Here is a 24,170-nt window from a genome sequence, read left to right on the forward strand (position 1 = left end):
GGCGGACGGTCACCGGCCCGGGTGGAGGGGATTCGAGCAGGACCGACCGACTTCCCGGCCGAGGGCGGGCCCGCTACCTCGCCGGCACGGGAGCGCCGAGATCAGTACGAGGCGAGCGCGTCCTTTCCGACCCTGATGGAGGCGAGCACGTCGGAGACCGGCTCACTCGACGCCCGCGCCAGCCGTTCAAGGAGCTCGCACGTCGAGGCTGCCAGCTCCTCGACGCTCCGCGCGGGGATCTGCTGCTCGTAATGGAAGAACTGCAGGTCCACGGTGTCGCCGAAAGCGAAGACCGCGACGCGCAGCGGGTGCTCGGTCTGTGTCTGACCCTCGACGATCCGCAGTTCGGTCCGCTGCTTCGCCTCCTCGCCGTCACCGCTGAACGGAAAGTTCAGGAAGACGAAACAGGATTCGAACAGCTCGGCGTCCTCCGGCTGCCCCGACCACTGCCGGATCTCGCGCAGTGAAGCGTGATGGTGGGCGTCGAGATCGAGCTGCAGCCGTTGCACCCGCTCGACCCAGTGCAGGAACGTCTCGTCCGGGGTGACATCGAGTTGCAGGGGAAGCACGCTCGTGAAGATTCCGACCATCCGCTCGTACCCGGAGAGATCGGCGGAGCGACCCGTCATCATGTTGCCGAACGACACCCGGGTGCGCTCCGTCCAGCGCGCGAGCACCAGGGCCCACGCGGCAAGGACCACGTTGCTCAGCGTGACATGGCCGTCTCTGGCGAGTGCGCGCAGCGCACGAGTCGATTCCACCGAGATCGTGGCGTCCCTGCGCAGGTAGTCGCCGCCCTTCAACGGTGAGCACGCGGTGCCGCCGAGGGCCGTTACGAGCGGGGTGACCTCGAAGGGCTCCATGCTCCCGCGCCAGAACCGTTCGATGGCGTCACGGTCGCGGGCATGCTGGTGATCGATGTAGCGGCGGTAGGGGATGACCGGGGCGAGCTCGCCCCGCCGGTCGACTCCCGTGTCCAGCTGTGCATCGAGCATGACCAGCAGGTCCGCCAGGATGAAGGACAGGCTCCAGCCGTCGGAGAACATGTAGTTGTACAGGAACGCCATGACCAGCTCGTCCTGGCTCACCCGGAACAGGCCGACCCGCAGGTGCCCGGGACGGTCCAGGGCGAAGCCCTCCTTCCTGACCGCCTCCACCCAGCGGTTCACCTCGTCGAGACCGGCGTCCGGGTCGAGAGCCGACAGGTCGTGGTGGGTGATCACCGGCCGGCAGGTCCGGTGCACGACCTGGACGGTCTCCCCGGTCTCGACCTGCCGGAACGCGCTGCGCAGCACCGGATGACGATCCACCACGGCCTGCCAGGCGTCCGCGAGCGTGTCCGGGTCGAGCGGTGCGCCGGAGAGCGACCGCACCCGTGACACGACGCTCTGGACGTACAGGCTCGCCGGGGTGTCCGACCGTCGCCTGCGCACCATCTCCGCCTGGTACGCGGACAGGGGGTAGACGTCCTCGACGTCGATCCCATCTCCGCGCAGCCGTGCGATCTCGTCCACCAGGCTCGTCGACCGGGCGGTGTCGGTCGTATCCGGTCCGGCCGTCGCGGTCGCCGCCGTGGCCAGCGCTCGGATGGACGGGTGCCGGACGACGTCGGCCGGGGTGAGGTGCAGGCCGGCTTCCGCGGCGCGTGCGACGACCTGGATGCTGTCGATCGAATCGCCGCCGAGCGCGAAGAAGTTGCCGTCGATGCCGACCTGCTCGACGCCGAGCACGGACGTCCAGATGTCGGAGAGGGTGTGTTCCGCTGGGGTGCGTGGAGCGTCACCGACCGGGCCTTCGTGACCGGCTCGGGGAGGCGGCGGCAGCGCGCCTCGGTCGAGCTTGCCGGTGGACGTCATCGGCAGCCGGTCGAGGATGACGAAGGCGTGCGGGATCATGAAGTCCGGGAGCCTGCCGAGCAGGTGACCGCGCAGCCCGGCGACCAGCGCCCGGGACGGCGCGGTGAGCAGCGGCTCGACCCGGTCCGGCCGGTGCGGGGTGGCCCCGGGTTTCAGATAGTCGTCGAACAGTCCCTGCCGGCGTGCCGTCGGCGTCACCGACGACGCGGTGTGTCCCGAGGGGTGCTCGGTGGGCGTGGCATAGGCGACGAGCTGTCGGCGCCCCTCGGCGTCCGTGCGGACGATCACCGCGGCATCGGCGACGCCGGGGTGGACACGCAGGACCGACTCGATCTCCCCGAGCTCGATGCGCATGCCGCGCAGCTTCACCTGGGAGTCGAGCCTGCCGAGGAACTCGATGTCACCGGTGGGCCGCCAGCGGGCCAGATCGCCGGTCTTGTACATCGTCGCGCCGTCGGTCGTGCTGAACGGGTCCGGCAGGAACCGTTCGGCGTCGAGCTCCGGGCGGCGCAGGTACCCGCGCCCCACGTTCGTGCCGCCGATGTGCAGCTCACCCGGCACTCCGATCGGTGTCGGCCGGCCGTGGTCGTCGAGGATGTGGATCTGGGTGTTGGCGATGGGTTTCCCGATCGGGACGACCGGTGACGTGTCGGTCTCCCGGCACTGCCAGGCCGTCACGTCGATCGCGGCCTCGGTCGGTCCGTACAGGTTGTGCAGCTCGGCACCCGGTAGCAGCGCGAAGAACCGGTCCCGGAACTGCCCGGGCAGCGCCTCGCCCGAGCAGATGACGCGAGTGAGCGACGAGCAGCCGGCGAACCCGGGATGGTCGAGCATGACCCGGAGCATCGAGGGGACGAAGTGGATCGTGGTGATCCGTTCCCGCTGGATGGTGGCGATCAGCGCCGCCGGGTCCTTGTGCTCGTCCGGCCGCGCCACGACGAGGCGCGCACCGGTCATGAGCGGCCAGAAGAACTCCCAGACCGAGACGTCGAAGCTGAACGGCGTCTTCTGCAGGACACGGTCGCGCTCGGTGAGCCCGTATCGCTCCTGCATCCACACCAGCCGGTTCCCGATGCCCCGGTGGGTGTTCAGCGCGCCCTTGGGGCGGCCGGTCGAGCCGGACGTGTAGAGGACGTAGGCCAGTCGGTCCGCCGGCATCTCCCCGGGCAGGCGCCTCCGCTCCGCTGGTGCGACCCGTTCGGACAGATCGATGACGTGGGGAGCGAGACCGCGCGCCCTGGGCGACAGCGGCCGGTCGGTCAGTACCGCCTGGACCTGGGCGTCGCCGAGCATGTCCTCGAGGCGCTGTTCGGGATAGCTCGGTTCGAGCGGCACGTACGCGCCGCCGCTCTTGAGCACCGCCAGCAACGCGACCACCAGGTTCGTCGAGCGTTCGGCATGGACTCCGACCAGGCTTTCGGGTGCCACGCCCGCCTCGACGAGCCGGCAGGCGAGCCGTTCGGCGCGGTCGTCGAGGGCGCGGTAGGTGAGCTCGTCGCCGTCGAAGGCCACGGCCACCCGGTCCGGGGTTCGTGTCACCTGCGCCTCCACGTACTCGTGCAGGAGCCTCGGCCGCCCGAAGTCCACGGCGGTGTCGTTGAACTCGACGACAACCCGGCGGCGTTCCTCCTCGTCCAGCAGCGGGATCGCGGAGACCGCGAGCCGGGGGTCGGCCGTCACCGCGACCAGCACATTCGTGAGGTGCCGCGACAGGCGGGAGACGCTTGCCTCGTCCCAGAGGTCGGTGTTGTACTCGAACGTCGCGGTCCAGGTGTCACCCACCGCCATGAGCTGCAGCCAGAGGTCGAACTTCGAGGTCCCGGTGTGGACCTCGTCGAGTGTGGTGTCGAGCCCGGCGAACGACGTGCGTTCCAGAGGAGCGTTCTGCACCACCATCATGACCTGGAACAACGGGTTCCGGCTCAGGTCCCGTTCCGGGGCGAGCGAGTTGACGAGCTCCTCGAACGGGACCTCCTGATGTGCGTACGCCTCGAGCGTCCGCGTCCGGATGCGAGTGAGCAGCTCCTCGAAGGACGGGTCGCCGGACAGGTCGGTGCGCAGGACGATGGTGTTCGAGAAGTACCCGATGAGCTCTTCGGTCTCGACCGGGATGCGGTTGGCGATCGGTGAGCCGACCGCGATGTCCTCCTGACCGCTGTAGCGCGACAGAAGGGTGGTGAACGCGGCGAGGAAGAACATGTACGGCGTGACATCGGCCCGCCGGCACATCTCGTGCACGGCCTCGGTGAGCGACCGGGGCAGTTCCACCTCCAGACGGGCGCCTCGGAAACGCTGCACCGGGGGCCGGGGACGGTCGGTGGGCAGCGTCAGTGAGGCGAGCCCGGCCAGCTCCTCGGTCCAGAAGTCGAGGTCGGTTCGGAACGCACCCCGCTCACGCCTGCTCCGCTGCCACTCCGCGAAGTCGCCGTACTGGATGGGCAGCTCGGCGAGTGGGCTCTCCGCGCCGTGGGTGAACGCGCGGTAGAGGGCGATCAGCTCCCGGTTCAGGACCCCGAGTGACCAGCCGTCGGACACGATGTGGTGCAGCGTGAGCTGAAAGAAGTGCTCGTCCGGGGTGAGACGAACCAGCCGGGCCGCGAACAGGGGTCCCTGGTCGAGTGGGAACAGCCTCGCCGCCTCGGCCCGCAGCAGCTCCCGCGCTCGTTCGCCGCGCGTCGCGGGGTCGGAGTCACACAGGTCGTCGGTCGGCAGCGTCGGCTCGAACGGAGGCGCGATCACCTGGCGGGCCCGGCCGTCGGCGCTCGGGAACGTGGCGCGCAGGCTGTCGTGGCGCCGGACCACCTCGGTCAAAGCGCGGTGCAGTGCCGCGCGGTCCAGCGGCCCCACGAGCTGAAAGGCGACGGAGACGTTGTAGGCGGGCGTACCCGGAATGAGCTGTTCGAGATACCAGATGCGTTCCTGCGTCGAGGACAACGGCGCCTCGTCGCGCCCGGTCCGACGGACGATTGTCGTGGTGCCCGACCGCGTGCGGCCACTCGTCCAGCGCTCGAGGAGGGCGCGTTTCGCGGGGGACATCTCGTCGAGGCTCGGCCGGGAGTCTCGCTGCGCCATCGTCATCTCCTGGAGGTCGTGCTCGGTCATGCGTCACCGGACAGAGAGCTCACGCTCTCGAGAAGCTGTTCCGCCTCGTCGTCGGTCAGTTCTGCGAGGTGCGCGACGAGGCAGTCCTCGACGAGTGGGGCCAAGCCGGCGATCGTCGGGTTGCCGAAGAACAGGTCGAAGCGGATGTCGATCGGGAAGGTCGTCCGCAGGCGGGTCAGGACCTGTCCGGCCTGCAGCGAGCTGCCGCCGAGCTCGAAGAAGTTGTCGTGGACGCCGATCTCGTCGAGTCCGAGTACCTGCTGCCACACGGTGGTGAGCAGACGCTCCAGGTCGGTCGACGGCGCTGCGTAGGCGACGGCGAGCGGGGGGGCGCGCCCGGAGCTCGGCGTCGGCGACCGGTGCGCTGGCGACCCGGTCGTCGGCGGGCCTGCCGGCAGGTACGTCCCGGACGTCCGCGGCGGGTGGAGCTCCGTGCTTCGCACGCCACCGGGCCAGTGTGGGGAGCAGGTCGGCGAGTGCGCCGCGCTCGCTGTCGTCCACGTCCAGCTCGTCGATGAGCGCGCCGAGGTCCTCGCGCTCGACCGCACTCCAGAAGCTCCGTTCGGCGGTGGCGACTCGCGGCGGAGCAGGGTCGAGCCAGTAGCGGTCGCGTTGGAACGCGTAGGTGGGCAGCTCGATGGCCCGTCCGCCGGGAGCGACCGCCGACCAGTCGAGTGGATGACCGTGGGTGTGCAGCTCGCCGAGGGACAGCAGTACGCGTTCGAGCTCACCCTCGCCCCGGTGCACCGTGCCGACGACCGCCCCGTCCACCCCGTGCGTCGTGAGCGCCTCCCGCAGCACCAGCCCGAGCACGGGGTGGGGGCTGACCTCGACGAAGACACCGTGACCGGTGGCGAGCAGCTCGTGCGCCGCCTCGTCGAAACGCACCCGGTGTCGAAGGTTGCGGTACCAGTAACCGCCGTCCAGGTCGGTGCCGTCGATCCGGCCGGCGGTGACGGTCGACTGGATGGGCACGGTTCCGGGGCGCGGCACGATGCCGGCGAGGCCGGCGCGCAGCTCGTCCCGGACCGCCTCGACAGCGGGGCCGTGCGAGGCGTAGTCGACCGGGATCGTGCGTGCGAAGACCGAGTCCGCGCTCAGTGCGGCGACCAGCTCGTCGATCGCGGACGGGTCACCCGACACCAGACACGAGTGCGGCCCGTTGACACCGGCGACCCAGACGCGGTCGCCGAACCGGGCGAGCCGGTCCTCGACGACCCGCGTGGGCAGTTCGACCGCGGCCATCGCTCCCCGTCCGGCAAGGCGGGTGAGTGCGCGGCTGCGCAGGGCCACCACCCTGGCCGCGTCGCCGAGGGTGAGGGCGCCGGCGACGTGGGCGGCGGCGATCTCGCCCTGGCTGTGCCCGATGACCGCGTCCGGTTCGATGCCCAGGGAACGCCACAGCGCGGCCAGCGAGACCGTGACCGTGAACAGCGCGGGCTGCACGACGTCGACGCGATCCCACACCGCGACTCCGTCGGACGCAGGCACCGTGTCGGCATCGCCGCCGAGCAGCGCGAGGGGTGACCAGCCGAGATACGGCGCCAGCGCGCGGGAGCAGGCCTCGGCCCGTTCCCGGAAGACGCGTGAGCTGTCCAGAAGGGACCGGGCCATCCCGGGCCACTGTGAGCCCTGGCCAGGGAACACGAAGACGACCTTGCTCTTCGGCGCGACCTTCCCGACGACGGCGTGGGGTGCGTGGCGACCGCGCGCGACCGCCACGAGACCACGCGACAGGGACTCGTGGTCATGCGCGACCACGACGGCGCGGTGGTCGAAGTGCGTTCGGGTCACCGCGAGCGAGTGGGCGACGTCGAGCAGGTCGACCGTCGGGTCCGACTCGACGCGTTCTCGCAGCGCGTCGGCCTGCGCCAGCACCGCCGCCTCGGTGGCGCCGGAGAGCGGGAACAGCCGGGGTGCGCCGGCCGATGCCGTCGGAGCGGGCGCGGGAACCGGGGACTGCTCGAGGATCACGTGCGCGTTGGTTCCGCTGACGCCGAAGGAGGAGACCCCGGCACGGCGCGGCCGGTCGTCCGGTTCCCAGGTCGTCGCCGACGTGAGCAGAGCGACCGTGCCCGAGGACCAGTCGACGTGCGGGGACGGCACGTCCGCGTGCAGGGTCCTGGGCAACAGCCCGTTCCGCATCGCGAGCACCATCTTGATGACCCCGGCGACCCCCGATGCGGCCTGGGTGTGGCCGATCGAGGACTTCAACGCTCCGAGCCGCAGCGGCTTGTCGCGGGAGCGGGCGCGCCCGTACGTGGCCAGCAGCGCGCGCGCCTCGATCGGATCGCCGAGCGTGGTCGCGGTGCCGTGTGCCTCGACCACGTCGACATCACCCGCGCCGAGGCCCGCGCCGGCCAGAGCCCGGTTGATGACCCGTTCCTGGGCCGCGCCGCTGGGGGCGGTGAGGCCCTGACTCTTCCCGTCCTGGTTGACCGCCGAGCCCCGGACCAGCGCCAGGACCGGGTGGCCGTTGCGCCGGGCATCGGACAGGCGTTCGAGCACGAGCATCGCGGCGCCCTCGGACCAGCCGGTGCCGTTCGCGTCGGCCGAGAAGCTGCGGCACCGGCCGTCGGGTGACAGTCCACGTTGGCGGCTGAACTCGATGAACGTCGCCGGGGTGGCCATGACCGTCACGCCACCGGCGAGCGCGAGCGTGCACTCACCCTGCCGCAGTGACTGGCATGCCAGGTGCAGCGCGACGAGCGATGAGCTGCACGCGGTATCGACGCTCACCGCCGGGCCTTCGAGCCCGAACGTGTACGAGATGCGGCCGGACGCAACGCTGCCCGCGCTGCCGAGTCCGATGCCGGCTTCGAGCTCGGGCTCGTCGAGTGTGCCGGCGAGGCGGGCGCCGTAGTCCTGGTACATCACGCCGACGAACGCGCCGGTATCGCTTCCCCTCAGCGTCGCCGGAACGATCCCGGCGCGTTCGAGCGCCTCCCAGGTGATCTCGAGCAGCAGCCGTTGCTGTGGGTCGATGGTGAGCGCTTCGGCGGGGCTGATGCCGAAGAACGACGCGTCGAACGCGTCGGCGTCGTGCAGGAACCCGCCTCGCCGTACGTAGCTGGTGCCGGGGGCGGTCGGGTCGGGGTCGTAGAGCGACTCGAGGTCCCAGCCGCGGTTGTCGGGGAAGCCGGAGACGGCGTCCCGCTCGGACAGCAGCAGCGCCCACAGTTCCTCGGGTGAGCGCACGTCGCCGGGGAGACGGCAGCTCATGGACACGATGGCGATCGGGTCCTCCCCGTCGGCGGCCGCGCTCCGGCCGGTCGGCCGGCGCGGTTCGGGTTCCCCGCCGAGGACGTGCGCGATGAGGTGGCGGGCCAGCGCGGCCGGGGTGGGATGTTCGAACAGGAGAGTGGCGGGTAGCGCGATACCGGCCGAGGAGGCAAGGCGGTTGCGCAGCTCGACGGCCATGAGCGAATCCATGCCGAGCTCCTTGAGCGGACGCTCGGGAGCGACGTCGCGCGGCCCGCCGAGCCGCAGCACGGCGGCCGCGTCACCGGAGACCAGCTCGAGGGCCGCCGCCTCACGGTCACCGGGCTCCAGATCGAGCAACCTCCGCCGCAGCGACGGAGCAGGGGCGGCATTCTCGGCTCTGACAACCGGGGCGTCGACGCGGTCGAGGTGCGCCGCGACGACAGCGGGTGCCGCGCTGTCGAGCGCCGCATCGAACAACGCGAGGCCGTCGTCCGGGGACAGCGCCCCGATTCCCCGGCCGCGCAGCCGGCGGGTGTCGGCGTCGGTGAGATGGGTGGTCAGGCCACTGGGCGTCCGCCAGTAGCCCCAGGCGATCGAACACGCGGGAAGGCCGTGTGCCGCCCGGTGGTGGGCGAGTCCGTCGAGGAACGCGTTGGCGGCGGCGTAGTTGCCCTGTCCCGCGCTGCCCGCTGCGCCAGCCACCGAGGAGAAGAGGACGAACGCCGCGAGATCCTGCCCGAGGGTGAGCTCGTGCAGGTGGGCCGCCGCGTCCACCTTCGCGGCCAGCACCGCGGTCAGCCGCGCCGGGGTGAGGTCGGTGAGGACACCGTCGTCGAGGACACCGGCGGCATGGACCACCGCGGTGAGCGGGTGCTCGGCCGGGATCGTGGCGATCCGCGCGGCGAGGTCCCGCCGGTCGGTGACGTCGCAGGCGGCGACGGTGACCGAGGCGCCCTCGGCCTCCAACCGGCGCAGCAGCGGGCCGACATCGGGTGCGGCCGCTCCCCGGCGGGAGAGCAGGAGGAGGTGGCGGACTCCGTGCCGGTTCACGAGATGACTCGCCAGCAGCGCGCCGAGCGTTCCGGTTCCTCCGGTGACGAGCACGGTTCCGTCGGGATCGAGCGATCGTCCGGGTCGTGGATCGGCCGGGTCCACGGGCTCCAGCCGGGGCACCAGCCGTGCACCCTCGCGCAGCGCGCACTGCTCTCCGCCGAGCAACCGGGGGTCCGGCGTCTCGAACCGGCCGAGCACGGTGGACGGCAGCGCCACCCGCGACGCCGAGCTGTCGTCGATGTCACACAGCCGGATGCGATGACCGGGGCTCTCCAGCTGGGCGGTGCGGACCAGGCCCCACAGCGGCGCGTGGACCAGATCGGTCACGTCCTCGCCGGGACGGGCCGCGACCGCGCCCCGGGTGAGCAGTACCAGCCGCGAGGAGAGCGTGCGGTGATCCGTCAACCAGGACCGGAGCAGCGCCAGCAGTCGCGCGGCGGCGTCCTGGGCGGCGTCGATCAGCTCCCGGCCCTCGAGGGGAGGTGCCGCCGCGATGAGCGAAAGGACCGCCACGTCCGGCAACGGGTCGTCCCGTTCGAGTGCGTCGAGCAGCCTGTCGGTGCCGTCGTAGCGTTCCACCCGCATACCGGGCTCCGACGGTCCCGGCTGCTGCTCGTCCCAGACGAGGCGCCGCAGCGGGTGGCGCTGAACCTTCAGCGAGGCCCGCAGCACGTCACGCGACACCGGCCGGACGTGCAGCGCCCGCACCGAGGCGAGCGGCTCTCCGGCCGAGTCGGCCATCGACACCGTGACGTCGCCGGTCGGCGTCCGCGCGAGCCGCACCCGAGCCCTCGACGCGCCGACGGCACGCAGCGACACCCCGGTCCAGGTGAACGGGAGTGCGACGGTCGTCTCCGCCGGCACGTCGTCGATGTCGGCGAGCAGCGCGTGCAGCGCCGCGTCCAGAAGCACCGGGTGAAGCGGGTGCTCCTCGGGTGAGCCACTCGGCTCGGGCAGCGCCACCTCCGCGAACAGGGCATCGCCCGTGCGCCAGACCGCGGACAGGGCCCGGAAGCTCGGTCCATAGGCGAGTCCGCTGTTCGCGGCCCTGTCGTACAGGCCGTCGAGGGCCACCGGCGTCGCACCACGCGGTGGCCAGGTGCGCAGATCGACCGCCGAGGTGACCGGCTCCGGTGCGAGCGTGCCGGTGACGGCCCGGGTCCACGGAGACTCGGGTGCGGCCAGGTCGGAACGGGTGTGGACGGCCAGCGACCTGCGACCGCCCGCGTCGAGGTCGCCGAGGGCGAGCTGGATGAGCAGCCCGGACCGCCCGGGCAGCGCGATCGCCGAGTGTGAGGTCAGCTCCTCGACATGGTCGAGACCGACGTGCCGTGCCGCGAAGAGCGCGAGGTCGACCAGCGCCGCGCCGGGCAGGATCACCGTGCCGAAGACGGAGTGGCCCGACAACCAGGGGTGATCGGCAAGGGACAGCCGGCCGGTGAGGAGCACGCCCCGCTGCTCGGCGAGCGTCACGGCGGTGTCCAGGAACGGATGGTCGAGCGGCGTGGCGCCGGGGGCGGCTGATCCCTCCTTCTTCGGCGCGGCGGGCGCCGGCCAGAAGCGCTCGCGTTGAAAGGCGTAGGTGGGCAGGTCGATCCGGGTGCCGCCGGGCAGCACCCGCGACCAGTCGATCGGAAGGCCTCTCGTGTGGAGTTCGCCGATCGACCGTAGGAAGCGCGCCTGGTCGCCGTCGTCACGGCGCAGCGAACCCACGGCGGCCACATCGGACTCCGTGGCCGCGAGTGACGGCACCAGCACCGGATGAGGGCTGATCTCGACGAAGAACCGGTGCCCGGTACCGACGAGGCCGTCGGTCACCTCGGCGAACCGGACGGTTCGACGGAGGTTCTCGTACCAGTAGCCGGCGTCCAGCTCACGGCCTTCGAGGACTCCACCGGTCACGGTGGAGTGGAGCGGCACGGTCGACGGGCCGGGGGCCACGTCGGCGAGCCGGTGGACCAGCTCGTCACGGATGGCGTCCACCTGGTCGGAGTGCGATGCGTAGTCGACCCGGACCCTGCCGGCGAGGATCTGGTCCGCCGCGAGCACGCGCAGCAACGCGTCGACCGCGTCGGCCCTGCCCGAGACCACTGTCGTCGTCGCGCTGTTGACCGAGGCGATCGACAGGCCGTCGATGCGCGTCAGATAGCGGGTCTGGAGCTCCGTGCTGCCGAGTTCGACCGAGGCCATCGCGCCCTGCCCGGCCAGCCGGGTGAGTGCGCGGCTGCGCAGCGCCACCACCTCGGCCGCGTCGTCGAGGCCGAGCGCGCCCGCGACGTACGCGGCGGCGATCTCCCCCTGGCTGTGGCCGACCACCGCGTCGGGCTCGACACCGACGGATCGCCACAGTGCGGCCAGCCCCGCCATCACCGCGAACAGAGCGGGCTGGACGACGTCGACGCGGTCCAGCGAGGCTGCTCCCTCGTCGCCACGCAACACGGGCAGCACGGACCACTCGACATGGGGCGCGAGCGCGCGAGCGCAGGCCTCGACCTCGGCACGGAAGACCGCTGAGGTCGCCAGCAGCGACCGTGCCATCCCGGCCCACTGTGAGCCCTGACCGGGGAAGACGAACACGACCCGTCCACCGCCGCGGACGGCCCGGCCGATCGCCCAGTCCCGCGACGGCCGGCTCTGCGCCAGTGCGGCGAGAGCGTCGCGCAGCTGATGGCGGTCGTGGGCGAGGAAAGCCGCGCGGTGCTCGAAGTGTGCCCGGGTCGTCGCCAGTGAGAAGGCGAGATCGACGAGGTCGATGTCAGGGTGCCGGTCGAGGTGCTCAGTCAGCCGCGCTGCCTGGGCGTCGAGAGCCGGGCGGGTCCTTGCGGACAGCACGATCAGCAGCGGGCCGGGAGGAACGGACTCGACGGTCACTCGGGTGCCTCCTCCACGATGACGTGCGCGTTCGTGCCGGACACGCCGAACGAGGAGATGCCGGCGCGGCGGGGACGTCCGTTCGCGAGCCAGGCGACAGGTTCGGTCAGCAGCCGGACCGTGCCGGGGGACCAGTCGATGTGCGGGGACGGGTTCTGTGCGTGCAACGTCCTGGGCAGCAGACCGTGGCGCAGCGCGAGGGTCATCTTGATGACGCCCGCGACGCCGGCCGCCGCCTGGGTGTGGCCGATGTTGGACTTGAGACTGCCCAGCCACAGCGGGTCCTCGGGAGAACGCCCGTGTCCGTAGGTGGCGAGCAGGGCGTGGGCTTCGATCGGGTCGCCCAGCGCCGTCCCGGTGCCGTGCGCCTCGACCGCGTCGACGTCGTGGGCGGACAGCCGTGCGCTGTCCAGCGCCTGTCGGATGACGCGTTCCTGCGCCGGACCGTTGGGCGCGGTGAGCCCTTGGCTTCGGCCGTCCTGGTTGACCGCGGAGCCGCGGACGACCGCGAGCACCGGATGCCGGTTGCGCCGGGCATCGGACAGTCGTTCCAGGAGCAGCATGCCGGCGCCCTCGGCCCAGCCGGTGCCGCTCGCGTCGGCCGAGAACGCCCGGCAGCGACCGTCCTCGGCCAGCCCACGCTGACGACTGAACGCGACGAACATCGCCGGTGTGGCCATCACGGTCACTCCACCGGCGAGCGCCAGCGAGACCTCACCTCGGTGAAGGGCCTGGCAGGCCAGGTGGATCGCGACCAGCGATGAGCTGCACGCCGTGTCCACCGTCATGGTCGGGCCGTGCAGCCCGAAGGTGTAGGCGATCCGTCCCGACGCCACACTCGGTGAGCTGCCCAGCGCGACATAACCCTCCAGGTCGTCCGGCATGTCGAGCCGGCTGTAGTCGCTGTAGATCACACCGGTGAAGACACCGGTCGGCGAGCCGTCCAGCGACGTGGGATCGATGCCGGCGCGTTCGAAGGCCTCCCAGGTGGTCTCGAGCAGGAGCCGCTGCTGCGGATCGATCGCCAGTGCCTCACGGCGGCTGATGCCGAAGAACGCGGGGTCGAACTGGTCGGCGTCGTCGAGGAAACCGCCCTGGTAGGTGACGCTCTTGCCCACGGCATCGGGGTCGGGGTCGTGGAGATCGGCGGCCCAGCCGCGATCGCCGGGAAAATCGGAGATCACGTCTCGGCCGGCACCCAGCAGCTCCCACAGGTCTTCGGGGGTCCGTACCCCACCGGGGAACCGGCAGCCGACGGACACGATCGCGATCGCCTCGTCATCGACCCCTTCGGTGACCTGGGCGGGAGAACGACCTTCCGGTTCCGCCGGACCGGTACCGGTCAGCCGCGTGTCGAGGAAACGGACGAGTGCCTCGGGCGTCGGATGGTCGAACAGGAGAGTGGCGGGCAGCCGCCATGGGGCCATCGCGTCGAGACGGTTGCGTAGTTCGACGGCCATGAGTGAGTCGAGCCCGAGTTCCTTGAGTGGCCGGTCGTGATCGAGCCCGCCGTCGGACGACAAGCCGAGGACGGCGGCCGCCTCCACCAGGACGAGGTCGAGCAGCGCGCGATCCCGCTCGCCGGGAGAGAGGAGCCGCAGCCGTTCGGTGATCGGCGCCGGGGCGCCGGTTCCGGCCGCGACCGGCCGGGAGGCACGACTGCGTTCGGGCAGGTGCGCCGCGATCAGGACGGCGTCGGGTCGGCGCAGAGCGGCATCGAACAGCGCGAGGCCCTCCGAGTCGGACAGGGCCCGCAGTCCTCGGCGTGCCATCCGATCCCGATCGACCCGGGACAGGTGGGCGGTCATCCCGCTCTCCCTGGCCCACAGCCCCCAGTCGAGGGACAGCGCGGGAAGTCCTCGGGTCGCCCGGTGGCTGGCGAGCGCGTCGAGGAACCGGTTCGCCGCGGCGTAGGCGGCCTGACCGGCGCTGCCGAGCAGCCCGGCGGCCGAGGAGAACAGCACGAAGGCAGACAGGTCGGTCGTGAGGGTGAGCTCGTGCAGATGGACCGCGGCGTCGAGCTTGGCGCGCAGGACGGTGGCCAGGCGCTCGCGGGTGAGCGACCCGAGCACCCCGTCCTGGAGTACCCCAGCCGTGTGCACGACGGCGGTGAGTGGGTGGTCGCGCGGGACGTCGGCCAGCACCGCGTCGAGCGCGGAACGAACCGATACGTCGCAGGCACGAATGGTCACCCGCGCGCCGAGAGCCTCCAGCTCGCCGCGCAGCTCAGCCGCCCCGGGCGCCTCGGGGCCGCGCCGGGACACGAGCAGGAGGTGCCGGGCGCCGTGTCTCCCGACGAGATGGCGGGCGAAGAGCGCACCCAGTGCACCTGTGCCGCCGGTGATGAGCACCGTGCCGCCGGGCTTGAGTACGCGGGGGAGGTTCAGGACGATCTTGCCAACGTGCCGGGCCTGGGCGAGCGCTCGGAACGCCTCCGGAGCATCACGGACGTCGCGGCAGGTGAGAGGCGGTGGGCGGAGCACGCCGCTGTCGAAGAGCGTGATGAGCTCGGCCAGCATCTCCCCGATGCGCTCCGGCCCCGCCTCGAACAGGTCGAACGCGCGATAAGCGACGCCGGCGTGTGCGCCGGCCACCTCGACCGCATCCCGGATGTCGGTCTTGCCCATCTCGACGAACCGGCCGCCTCGGGGCAGCAGCCGGAGTGAGGCGTCGACGAACTCACGAGCCAGACTGTTGAGAACGACGTCGACACCGTGACCGTCGGTGGAGCCGAGGAACCGCGGCTCGAAGTCGAGGGTGCGGGACGAGGCGATGGCCGTGGGCGCGACACCCTGCGCGGCGACCGCGTCCCACTTGCCCGGTCCGGCCGTGGCGAAGACCTCCGCACCCAGATGGTGGGCGATCTGCACGGCCGCGGTACCCACCCCACCCGCGGCGGCGTGAACGAGGACGCGTTCGCCGGGCCGCAGCCTGGCCAGATCGACCAGGGCGTGGTAGGCGGTGAGGAACACGATCGGGACCGAGGCCGCCTCCTGGAACGACCAGCTCGACGGCATGACGGCGACCACGCGTTGATCGGCGATCGCGGTCGGCGCGAACGCGGGGGAGAACAGGCCCAGCACCCGGTCGCCCACCGCGAGCCCCGAGACGCCTGGCCCGACCTCGGTGACCACCCCCGCGCCCTCGCCGCCGAGGGCGTCGAGCCCACCTGGGTACATGCCCAGCGCATCGAGCGCGTCCCGGAAGTTGAGCCCTGCCGCGCGGACCTCGATGCGGACCTGTCCCTCTCCCAGCACGGCACCGGCGCCGGGGTGCGGCACCAGTGCCAGGCCGTCGAGCGTGCCCCGGCTGGTCGTGGCGAGACACCACGACGACTGCGCCGGTGCGACGAGGCCGTGCTCCGCCGGCGCGAACCTCGGGACGAAACACCGCCCGTCGCGGAGCGCGACCTCGGGCTCCCCGCTGCTCGCGGCCGCGGTCAGCGCCGCTCGTGACGCGTCGGTGTCGTCGGTGTCGACCAGCACGACGGTGCGGCCGGGGTTCTCGACCTGCGCGGCACGGACCAGGCCCCAGAGGGGTACATGCGCGAGGTCGGTCAGTTCGTCCGAGTCGCGTACCGCGACGGCTCCTCGGGTGACCACCACGAGACGGGAGGTGCCGAGACGCTCGTCGGCAAGCCACGTCCGCATCAGGTCGAGCGCGTCGGCCGTGGCGGCGTGCGCATCCCCGATGAGGTCCTCGACCTCCGGGCGAGGGAGGAACGGGACCACGAACCCGTCCGGCGGCGCGTCGCTGCGTCCCAGCTGTCGGACGAGCTCGGCCGAGTCGGTGCAGTGCCGCCAGCTGACGTCCGGCGAGGGGACGGTGACGAGACGCTCGACCCATGCCACCCGCTGGAGCGAGTCACGCTGAGGAAGCAGCGCTTCGGGTGACGCGGGACGGCAGTGCAGCGCGTCGATGACGGCGACAGGCGAGCCGGCGGAATCGGCGAGGGTAAGAGTCGTCGCGCTACGGCCCGAGGGCGTGAGACGCGCGCGGAGGTGTGTCGCCCGCACCGCGTGCAGCCGGACACCGGCGAAGGAGAAGGGCAGTTCGACGCCGCTACCGGACCGGACTCTGTCCTGGACCAGCGTGTGGAGCACGGCGTCCAGGAGCGCGGGATGGATGGAGAACGCGTGCTCCGGGGCGGCGTCGGGGAGATCGATCTCGGCGAACAGCTCGTCCCCGAGCGTCCACGCCCGCGTCAGCCCCTGGAATGCGGGGCCGTAGGTGAGTCCGGCCTCCGCGAGCCGGTCGTACACCCCGGTGAGCTCGACGGCTCGGCTCCCCGGAGGAGGCCACGCCGCGGGCTCGACGGGCACGGTCCCGGCGACGGCCGGCTCCAACCTGCCCGTGGCGTGGGTGGTCCAGCCTTGATCTCGAGCGTCGTCGGGGCGGCCGTGAATGCTGATCGGCCGGCCGGCTGCCTCGTCCTCCGGCCCGACCGTCAGCTGCAGCTGTACGCCGCCTCGGGCCGGGAGCGCGAGCGGAACCTCGATCGTGAGCTCGTCGATGCCCCCGAGGCCGACGAGGTCGGCCGCATGGAGGGCCAGCTCGACGAATGCGGTTCCCGGCAGCACCGCGGTGCCGAACACGTCGTGCCCGGCCAGCCACGGGTGCTCGTCGAGTGACACGTGCCCGGTGAGCAGCGTGCCGCCGGACTCCGCCAACGCGACGGCGGTACCGAGGAAGGGATGAGCCACCCGTGACCATCCCTCGGTGTCGCTCGGCGCGGCGTCGGAGATCGCACGGTTGTCGATCCAGAATCGTTCGCGTTGGAACGCGTAGGTCGGCAGGTCAACGGCTCCCGGCGCGAGTGGCGCGAAGAAGGCGTCCCAGTCGACGGGCACGTCGGCGAGGTGGAGGGCGCCGACAGCCCCGACGAGTGCATCGACGTCGTCGCGACCCCTGCGCAACGCGGCGACGAACCGCGGCGCCGGTTGCCGATCGGCGAGGATCTCCTGGCCGAGCGCCGACAGCACGCCGTGCGGACCGAGCTCCAGGAATGCCGAGGCGCCCTCCCGTTCGAGCGTCTGGACGCCGTCGACGAAACGTGTCGTTCCGCGTACCTGCCGGACCCAGTAGCCGGGTGAGGTGATCTCGTCCGCGGAGGCGAGCCGGCCGGTCAGGCTCGAGACGATCGGAATGCGCGGGGGAGCGAAGCGGAGGCGTCCGGCCACCTCGCCGAAGTCCGCCAGCATCCCGTCCATGTGATGGGAGTGGAACGCATGGCTCACCCGCAGCCGAGAGATCCTGCGCCCCCGGGTTTCGAAGTGCCCCGCGACGGCGGACACCGCGTCCTCGTCGCCGGACAGGACGGTCGAGGACGGGGCGTTGAGCGCGGCGACGGACACCGGCGGGTTGTCCCACCGGTCGAGCAGGGCGGCGATCTCGGCCTCCGAGGCCTGCACGGTCACCATGGCCCCGCCGGGCGTGAGGCTCTGCATGAGCCTGCCGCGCGCGGCGACCAGCGTGCATGCGTCGTCCAGCGACAGGACGCCGCCGACGTGGGCGGCAGCCAGCTCACCGACCGAATGGCCGAGCAGGAGGTCGGGCTCGACGCCCCAGCTCTCGAACAGCCGGAAGAGCGCGATCTCGATCCCGAACAACGCGGGCTGGGTGTATCCGGTCTGATCGAGCAGACCGGCGGTCTCGGACCCCTCCGGGGCGAAGAGCACCTCGATCAGCGGGACGGGCAGCTCACCGTCGATCCGGGCACATACCTCGTCGAGCGCGCGGCGGAACGTGGCGAATCTCGGGTAGAGCGTCCGGCCCATCACGGCCCGCTGGCTTCCCTGACCGGTGAACAGGGCGGCCAGCTTCCGCCCGGTCGTGCGGCGGACGGAGACGACCGGGGAACGTCCGTCCGCGATCGCGCGGCACTGGGCGATCCAGTCGGCACGGTCGCTGGCGACGAATGTGGCGCGGCACTCGAAATGGGTACGGGTGGTGGCGAGTGAGTGCGCCACGTCGGCAGGCGTGACATCGGGGTGGTCCGTGAGATGCTCGGCGAGCCGGTCGGCCTGTGCCCGAACGGCCGCGACGGTCCGGCCGGACAACAGCGCGGGCACGACAGGCGCCGGCTCAGCCGGTGGGCGGTACACGCCGACCGTATGGAGCGCGGCGAGAGTCTCGAGGAGCGCCCCGCGTTCGTCCTCGTCGCGGCGGAACGAGCCGAGGGCGAGGCTCGCCGGACGTGCACCCAGCGCATCGAGGGTCTCGGTCACGGACCGCACGAGGACCGGGTGCGGGCTGAGCTCGACGAACACGGTCGGACGCTCATCGGCCAGCCGCGTGACGACCTGGGCGAAGCGAACCGGCCGTCGGAGGTTGCGGACCCAGTAGTCGGCGGTGCATTCGGGACCGGCCAGCTGCCGCTCGGTCACCGTGGACACCATGCGGGGCCGGTCGACGGCGCTGACGGGTGTCAGGCCGTCCAGGGCCTCGGTGAGGGGTCCGGCGAGCTCGTCCATCTGCGGGCAGTGCGAGGCGAAGGTGACGTTCACCCGGCTCACCTCGACCCGCTGGTCGTCGAGGGAATGCAGCAGCAGGTCCAGCGCGGCTCGCTCCCCGGACACCACCTGGGAGCGTGGGCTGTTGTACGCGGCGACGGCGAGGTGCTCGCGGTGCCGGTCGATCAACGCGTCGGTGTTGCCGGCCGGCAACGAGACCACCGCCATACCGCCCTTGCCCGCCATCCGCCGAGCCAGCCGGCTGCGCGCACAGATGACCCGCACCGCGTCCCCGAGACCCAGGATGCCGGCCAGGTGCGCGGCCGCGACCTCACCCATGCTGTGGCCGACGACCACGTCCGGTTCGACACCCCAGGACTTCCACAGTGCGGCGAGCCCGACCTGGACGGCGAACAGGACCGGTTGCACCACGGCGAGGTCGTCGAGCCGGGAGTCCGCCTCGGTGCTGACCAGCTCCTCGATGACCGAGAAGCCCGCGACACCGCGTACCTCGGCGTCGCAGGCACGCAGTGCCGCGCGGAAAGCGGGCTCGGTGCGCAGCAGCGACCGGCCCATGCCGAGCCACTGCGAACCCTGCCCGGGACACACGAAGACGACCTGAGGCCTGGACTCACCGAGCGCAGTGGCCGGGTGTCGAGCCGCCTGCCTGATACGAGCGAGCAGCTCGTCCCTGTCCTGGGCGACGAAGCCCGCTCGGCAGGGCCCGTCGTCGACCCGCGCCCGCAGCGCGCTGCTCAGCTCGGCCATGGCGGCGGCACCGTCGGGCAGGTCCGCGACCGTGGGCAGCAGGTCGAGCATCCGCCGTCGCAGCTGCGCGGGTCCCCCGGCCGACAGGGGGAAGAACCGGGCCTGTGTGCTCATCCCTTCGAGAACGACATGGCAGTTGGTCCCGGAGAAGCCGAACGAGCTCACTCCGGCGACCGGCGACTCACCCGGCCAGGGCCAGGCACGTCGCTCACGAGCGACGTCCAGGTTGAGCGCCTCCCACGAGACACGCGGGTTCGGGGTGTCGAGGTGCAGGTGTTGCGGAATGACTCGGTTCTCGACGGCCAGCGCGGTCTTGATGAACCCCGCGATGCCGGCCGCTGCCTCCAGGTGCCCCATGTTCGTCTTGACCGATCCGAGGATCAGCGGCCGGTCCGGCGCCCGGCCCGCGCCCAGTACGGCGCCCACCGCGTTCGCCTCGATGGGATCTCCGAGCACGGTGCCGGTGCCGTGCGTCTCGACGTAGTGCACGTGCGACGGCTCGATCCCGGCGTTGCGGTAGGCGGCACGGAGAACGGCCTGCTGCGCGTGCGGGTTCGGGGCGGTCAGTCCGTTGCTGAACCCGTCGTTGTTCAGCGCGCTGCCCCTGATCACGCACACGACGGGATCGCCGTCCGCGATCGCGCGGGACAGCGGTTTCAGCACCACCATCCCGGCGCCCTCACCACGCACGTACCCGTCGGCCGACGCGTCGAACGTCTTGCAGCGGCCGTCAGGGGCCATGGCGCCGAACTTGGACATGGCGACGGTGCTTGCGGGTGACAGGATCAGACTCACCCCACCGGCCAGCGCCAGCGTGGACTCTCCTCTCCGCAGGCTCTGGCAGGCCAGGTGTATCGCGACCAGCGAGGACGAGCATGCCGTGTTGACGGTCAGGCTCGGTCCCTCCAGGCCCAACGTGTAGGAGACCCGCCCGGCCAGGACGCTCGTGTCCTGCCCGGTGGCGGTGTGCGGATCGACCGTGTTCAGGTCACCCGCACCCAGACGCGCGTAGTCGCTCCACATCGCCCCGAGGAACACCCCGGCCGGCGTGCCACGAAGCGTGCGTGGCGCGAGGCGTGCGTGCTCGAAAGCCTCCCAGACGAGCTCCAGGACCAGTCGCTGCTGCGGGTCCATGTGCGTGGCCTCGCGCGGCGAGAGACCGAAGAACGCGGGGTCGAACTGGTCGACCTGGTCGAGGAAGCCGCCCCACCTGGTGTTCATCTTGCCGGGAGCACTCAGATCGGGGTCGTAGTGCCGCTCGACCTCCCACCGATCCGCCGGCACCTCCCGCACCGCGTCGGTGCCCTGGACGAGCAGCTGCCAGAAGGCCGCGATCGACTCGGCGCCCGGGAATCGGCACGCCATGCCGACCACGGCGATCGGTTCGTCGGCCGCGGTCCGCCGATCATCGGCCGTCGAGGCTCCGGGTGGGGTGAGGGGCGCTTCGAGATGGTGGAGCAGAGCGTCGAGGGTCGGATGCTCCCAGGCCAGCGTCGCGGGCAGCTCCCGGTCCAACCGGCTCGCCAGACGGCTGACGATGGCGGTCGCCGACGCCGAGTCGATCCCGTACTCACGGAAGCGCACCGACGGGTCGTACTCGTTCTCGGGAACGCCCGCCGCGCGGGCCAGCTCCGCGCGCAACCACTCTCGGACCCCGGCGCTGTGCCCGGCCCGCCCGCTGGTCACATCGGGCCCCTGCGCGAGCGTGACCACGAGTGCCGGGTGACGGACCGCATCGTTGCGCGCGCAAGGCTGGACATCTCAGGCAGCCTGGTGCCAGCGGATCGACCGGTCCAGCCGATTGGTCCCGGATTCCCGTTCTATGGCTCCCGGTTAACACTGCGCTGACACTTCAGAAGAACCAGTGCTCCGGCTCCTCGCCGTGGACGGTCAGGTCCGCGAAGCGGCCGCCCAGGAACGCCAACGGCGCACCCGGGCGGTCGCACACCTGGCGTACGTGGCCGATGACCACGACGTGGTCGCCGGCCTCGAAGTGCTGTTCGACGGTGCATTCGAGGTGGGCGAGCGCGTCGGGGACGACCGGGATGCCGTGCTGGCCGTAGCGCAGGGGCAGCCCTTCGAAGTGGTCGGCTCCACGCCGGGCGAATCGCAGCGCGATCTCCCGTTGCCGCGCGCCCAGGACGTTCACCGCGAAGCCACCGGCCCTGACCACGGCCTCGGTGGTGCGTGCGCCGGTGGTCAGACACACCAGCAGCAGCGGCGGGTCGAGGGATACCGAGGTCAGCGAGTTGACCGTCATGCCGTGCGGCTCGTCGCCGTCGAGCACGGTGACGACGGCGACGCCGGTGGCGAACCGGCCGATGGTCCGCCGCATGACCAGGGGATCGACGACGCTCGGTGCGGACATGGGCATGGCTCCTCTACTGGACGCGGTAGCGGACTTCGAAGGTCGTGACACCCTCGTCGGAGCGCCACGGGCCGTGGCGCATGCCCGGCGGGCGACAGGCGTACATGCCGGCGGTGAAGGTCTTGCCCAGCTCCAGGTCGGTGAAGGACCCCTCGAGGATGTAGACCTCCTCCCAGAAGTCGTGCACCTGCACGCCGTTCGGGGTCGAGTCGGCGCCCGGCTCGTAGCGCAGGATGCGCGTGGCGACGCGGGACTCGGGGTCGGCGGCGAGGATCCGTTCCTTGATCTTCGGGTCGTCTCCGGGGCACAGCGTGTAGTCCACGTCCGTCACGGGGAAGAACTCGTGCTCGGGTTTTGCCATCGTTGACCTCTTCTCGGTCGGGGTGTCTAGTCGATGCCGTAGCCGGCGAGGAACTCGTCGACCTCGGCGAGGGGCTCTTCGAAGCCGTAGTTGCGGAACGTGTAGCCCTTCACCACGAACGGGGCGCCCGCGTAGAACATCTCGTACTGGTGGTGGCGCCCGGCGAACTCGCTGCCGACGGCGTCCCAGGCGAGCTTGAACAGCTTGACACGTTCCTCGGCCGGTGCGTTGGGGGAGTAGATGTAGCGGTCGATGTCGGCGCGGGTCTCCGGGTTGTGCATGTCGGCGACGCTGGAGGGCACCTGCAGCACCCCGCCCCCGACCAGGTCACGCAGGATCGCCAGCGCCCGGGGGTAGAGCTCGGCCTGCAGCCCCATCGCGCCGTAGACGGCTCGCTTGCCGGGCCGCCAGAAACCCGCGTCGTCCGGCGCCGCCGTGTACTCGGCCGCGAGCACCCCGGACTCCACGATCGAGGCCAGGCTGGCGAGCTCGCCGAGCTTCTCGACCACACCGGGGAACTTGTCCACCCCGTTGACCGCCGCGACCTTGCGGGCGAGCCCGGCGAGGAAACGCAGCTTCACCGAGAACCGGTTCTGCGCCTGCCAGTTGCCGAGCACGTGCGCCCCGGTGTCGTGGAACTGCCGGCGCACCGCGGTGACGTCCCGGTCGACGAACACGTTCGCCCAGGGGATGAGCACGTCGTCGAAGACCAGCAGCGCGTCGGTCTCGTCGTACCGGGTGGTCAGTGGGTAGTCGTAGGTACTGGTCGCGGCCGGGGCGTAGGGGCGACGGCAGTACAGCTTGAGGCCCTCGGTCCCGACCGGGACGACGAAGCTGACCGCGAAGTCGCGGTCGTCGTCGGTCAACGGCTTGATACAGGACACGAAGATGTCGTCGGCGACCGGTCCGCCGGTGGCGAGCATCTGCGCACCGCGTACGACGATGCCTTCCGAGGTCTCCTCCACGACGCCCGCCTGGACGAGGTCGCCGTCCCAGGCGTGCGCGGTCGTGGCTCGGGAGACCTGCGGCGGGATGATCGCGTACGACACGTAGCGGCTCTGGTCGAGCAGCGCGCGGTGGTAGGCCAGCACGTTGGCCGACAGGTCGCGCTCGCCGCTGGAGAACACCTCGGGGTGTGCGGCGAACCCGGCGACGAAGGCGGCGACATGGTCGGGGCTGCGCCCCACCCAGCCGTGGGTGTGCCGTGCCCAGGTGTCCACGGCCAGCCGGTAGGCGGTGAGGTCTTCTCGGCTGCGCGGGATGCCGTACACACGGTTGGCGTCCGCTCCGGTCTCCGGCGCGGTGAACGCCATCCCGGAGGCCGGGTCGGCGGCTTTGTCGAACAGCTCCGACATCGTGACCGCGATGGGCCGGAACGCCGGATGGTCGACGACGTCGCGCACCCGCTGGCCGTCGACGTAGATCGCGCGATCGTCGCCGATCGCCTTGAGGTAGTCCGCTCCGCTGCGCATCAGCCGTGTCCGTTCTCGACCAGGTAGTCGTGGGTGAGGGTGGTGCCATCAGGTAGTTGCAGACGCAGGCTCCAGGCGCTGCCGTGGACGAACCGGCCGGTCAGCAGCGGAAGTGTGCCGCCGAACAGGACGAGGTCGCCTTCGGTGTCCGGCAGCGCCTCAGCCAGCCTCCCGAGCACGTCGGTCGGGGTCCGCAGCGCGGAGAGAGTGCCGTGCTGGTAGGTCTCGCCGTCGACCGTGCTGCCGGCCCCGATCGAGTCCCAGTCGACGGTGCCGGGATCGAGCGGGACGACGGTGGCGCCGAGCGGCTTCGGGCACGCGGCCTTCGACTCGGCCACCGACGACCGCTCCAGCTCCCGGTCGGTGTGGTCGGAGCCGACACCGAGGAAGTACCGGCCACCGTGGCGGATGACCACCGGCTCGACCTCACCGGACGTGCCGGCACCGTCGACCCGCACCACGGCGTCGGTGCTCACCAGCGAGGGGTCCAGGTCGTAGAACGCGGGAACCGTCTCCGGCGGCGGCACCCCGATCGCGGCCAGCTCGGCGATGTGCTCGGCCACCGCCTCCTGGTCGCGCCCGGTGTAGCCGGCCACGATGAGCCGGGCGGGGCGGATGTCGAGAGTCTCGCCGGTTCCGCTGACGGTCAGTTGCACTGGCATC

General features: G+C 71.5%; 7 protein-coding genes and 1 pseudogene. All 8 read right to left on the reverse strand.

Translation table 11 applies throughout. From position 1 onward, the window contains the following. Nucleotides 1-101: 101 nt before the first annotated feature. The 8 genes and pseudogenes from G406_RS45835 to G406_RS45845 all read right to left on the reverse strand — a co-directional run bounded on the left by G406_RS45835 (nt 102) and on the right by G406_RS45845 (nt 24,169). Complete coding sequence (locus G406_RS45835) at nt 102-4,958, reverse strand: non-ribosomal peptide synthetase (RefSeq protein ID WP_051341866.1); 4,857 nt, start codon at nt 4,956-4,958, stop codon at nt 102-104. Next, nucleotides 4,955-5,506: a phosphopantetheine-binding protein gene (locus G406_RS59675; RefSeq protein ID WP_425414578.1), complete on the reverse strand. Its 552-nt coding sequence runs from the start codon at nt 5,504-5,506 to the stop codon at nt 4,955-4,957. Before G406_RS59675 ends, G406_RS45835 begins: the two co-directional genes overlap by 4 nt. Further along, nucleotides 5,403-12,086 (reverse strand): annotated as a pseudogene (locus G406_RS53810) (SDR family NAD(P)-dependent oxidoreductase); the annotation flags it as partial. The pseudogene G406_RS53810 and the gene G406_RS59675, both read right to left, overlap by 104 nt. Next, on the reverse strand, nt 12,083-20,992 hold the full coding sequence (locus G406_RS53815) for a type I polyketide synthase (protein ID WP_169736664.1): 8,910 nt from the start codon (nt 20,990-20,992) through the stop codon (nt 12,083-12,085). The gene G406_RS53815 and the pseudogene G406_RS53810, both read right to left, overlap by 4 nt. 166 nt (nt 20,993-21,158) lie before the next feature. Continuing rightward, the gene (locus tag G406_RS0109660; RefSeq protein ID WP_037075805.1) at nt 21,159-21,674 is read right to left on the reverse strand and encodes a flavin reductase family protein; all 516 of its coding nucleotides are present in this window, start codon (nt 21,672-21,674) and stop codon (nt 21,159-21,161) included. Nucleotides 21,675-21,687: 13 nt separating this feature from the next. After that, complete coding sequence (locus tag G406_RS0109665) at nt 21,688-22,035, reverse strand: cupin domain-containing protein (RefSeq protein ID WP_028933666.1); 348 nt, start codon at nt 22,033-22,035, stop codon at nt 21,688-21,690. Between the two features lie 26 nt (nt 22,036-22,061). Next, a complete protein-coding gene (locus G406_RS0109670) occupies nt 22,062-23,507 on the reverse strand; it encodes a 4-hydroxyphenylacetate 3-hydroxylase family protein (RefSeq protein WP_028933667.1) in 1,446 nt (481 codons plus the stop codon). After that, entirely contained in the window at nt 23,507-24,169 is a 663-nt protein-coding gene (locus G406_RS45845; RefSeq protein ID WP_037075921.1) for a DUF2848 family protein, read from the reverse strand. Before G406_RS45845 ends, G406_RS0109670 begins: the two co-directional genes overlap by 1 nt. Nucleotide 24,170: the final 1 nt, after the last annotated feature.

It is taken from the genome of Actinospineispora spinosispora DSM 44797, assembly GCF_000429025.1.
In the GTDB taxonomy this organism is placed as follows: Bacteria; Actinomycetota; Actinomycetes; order Mycobacteriales; family Pseudonocardiaceae; genus Pseudonocardia; species Pseudonocardia spinosispora.

What these genes read in the sequence shown, in the direction of transcription:
- G406_RS45845 (WP_037075921.1), bottom strand. Translation starts at nt 24,169, where the DNA reads ATGCCAGTGCAACTGACCGTCAGCGGAACCGGCGAGACTCTCGACATC.
- G406_RS45835 (WP_051341866.1), bottom strand. Translation starts at nt 4,958, where the DNA reads ATGACCGAGCACGACCTCCAGGAGATGACGATGGCGCAGCGAGACTCC.
- G406_RS0109670 (WP_028933667.1), bottom strand. Translation starts at nt 23,507, where the DNA reads ATGCGCAGCGGAGCGGACTACCTCAAGGCGATCGGCGACGATCGCGCG.
- G406_RS0109665 (WP_028933666.1), bottom strand. Translation starts at nt 22,035, where the DNA reads ATGGCAAAACCCGAGCACGAGTTCTTCCCCGTGACGGACGTGGACTAC.
- G406_RS0109660 (WP_037075805.1), bottom strand. Translation starts at nt 21,674, where the DNA reads ATGTCCGCACCGAGCGTCGTCGATCCCCTGGTCATGCGGCGGACCATC.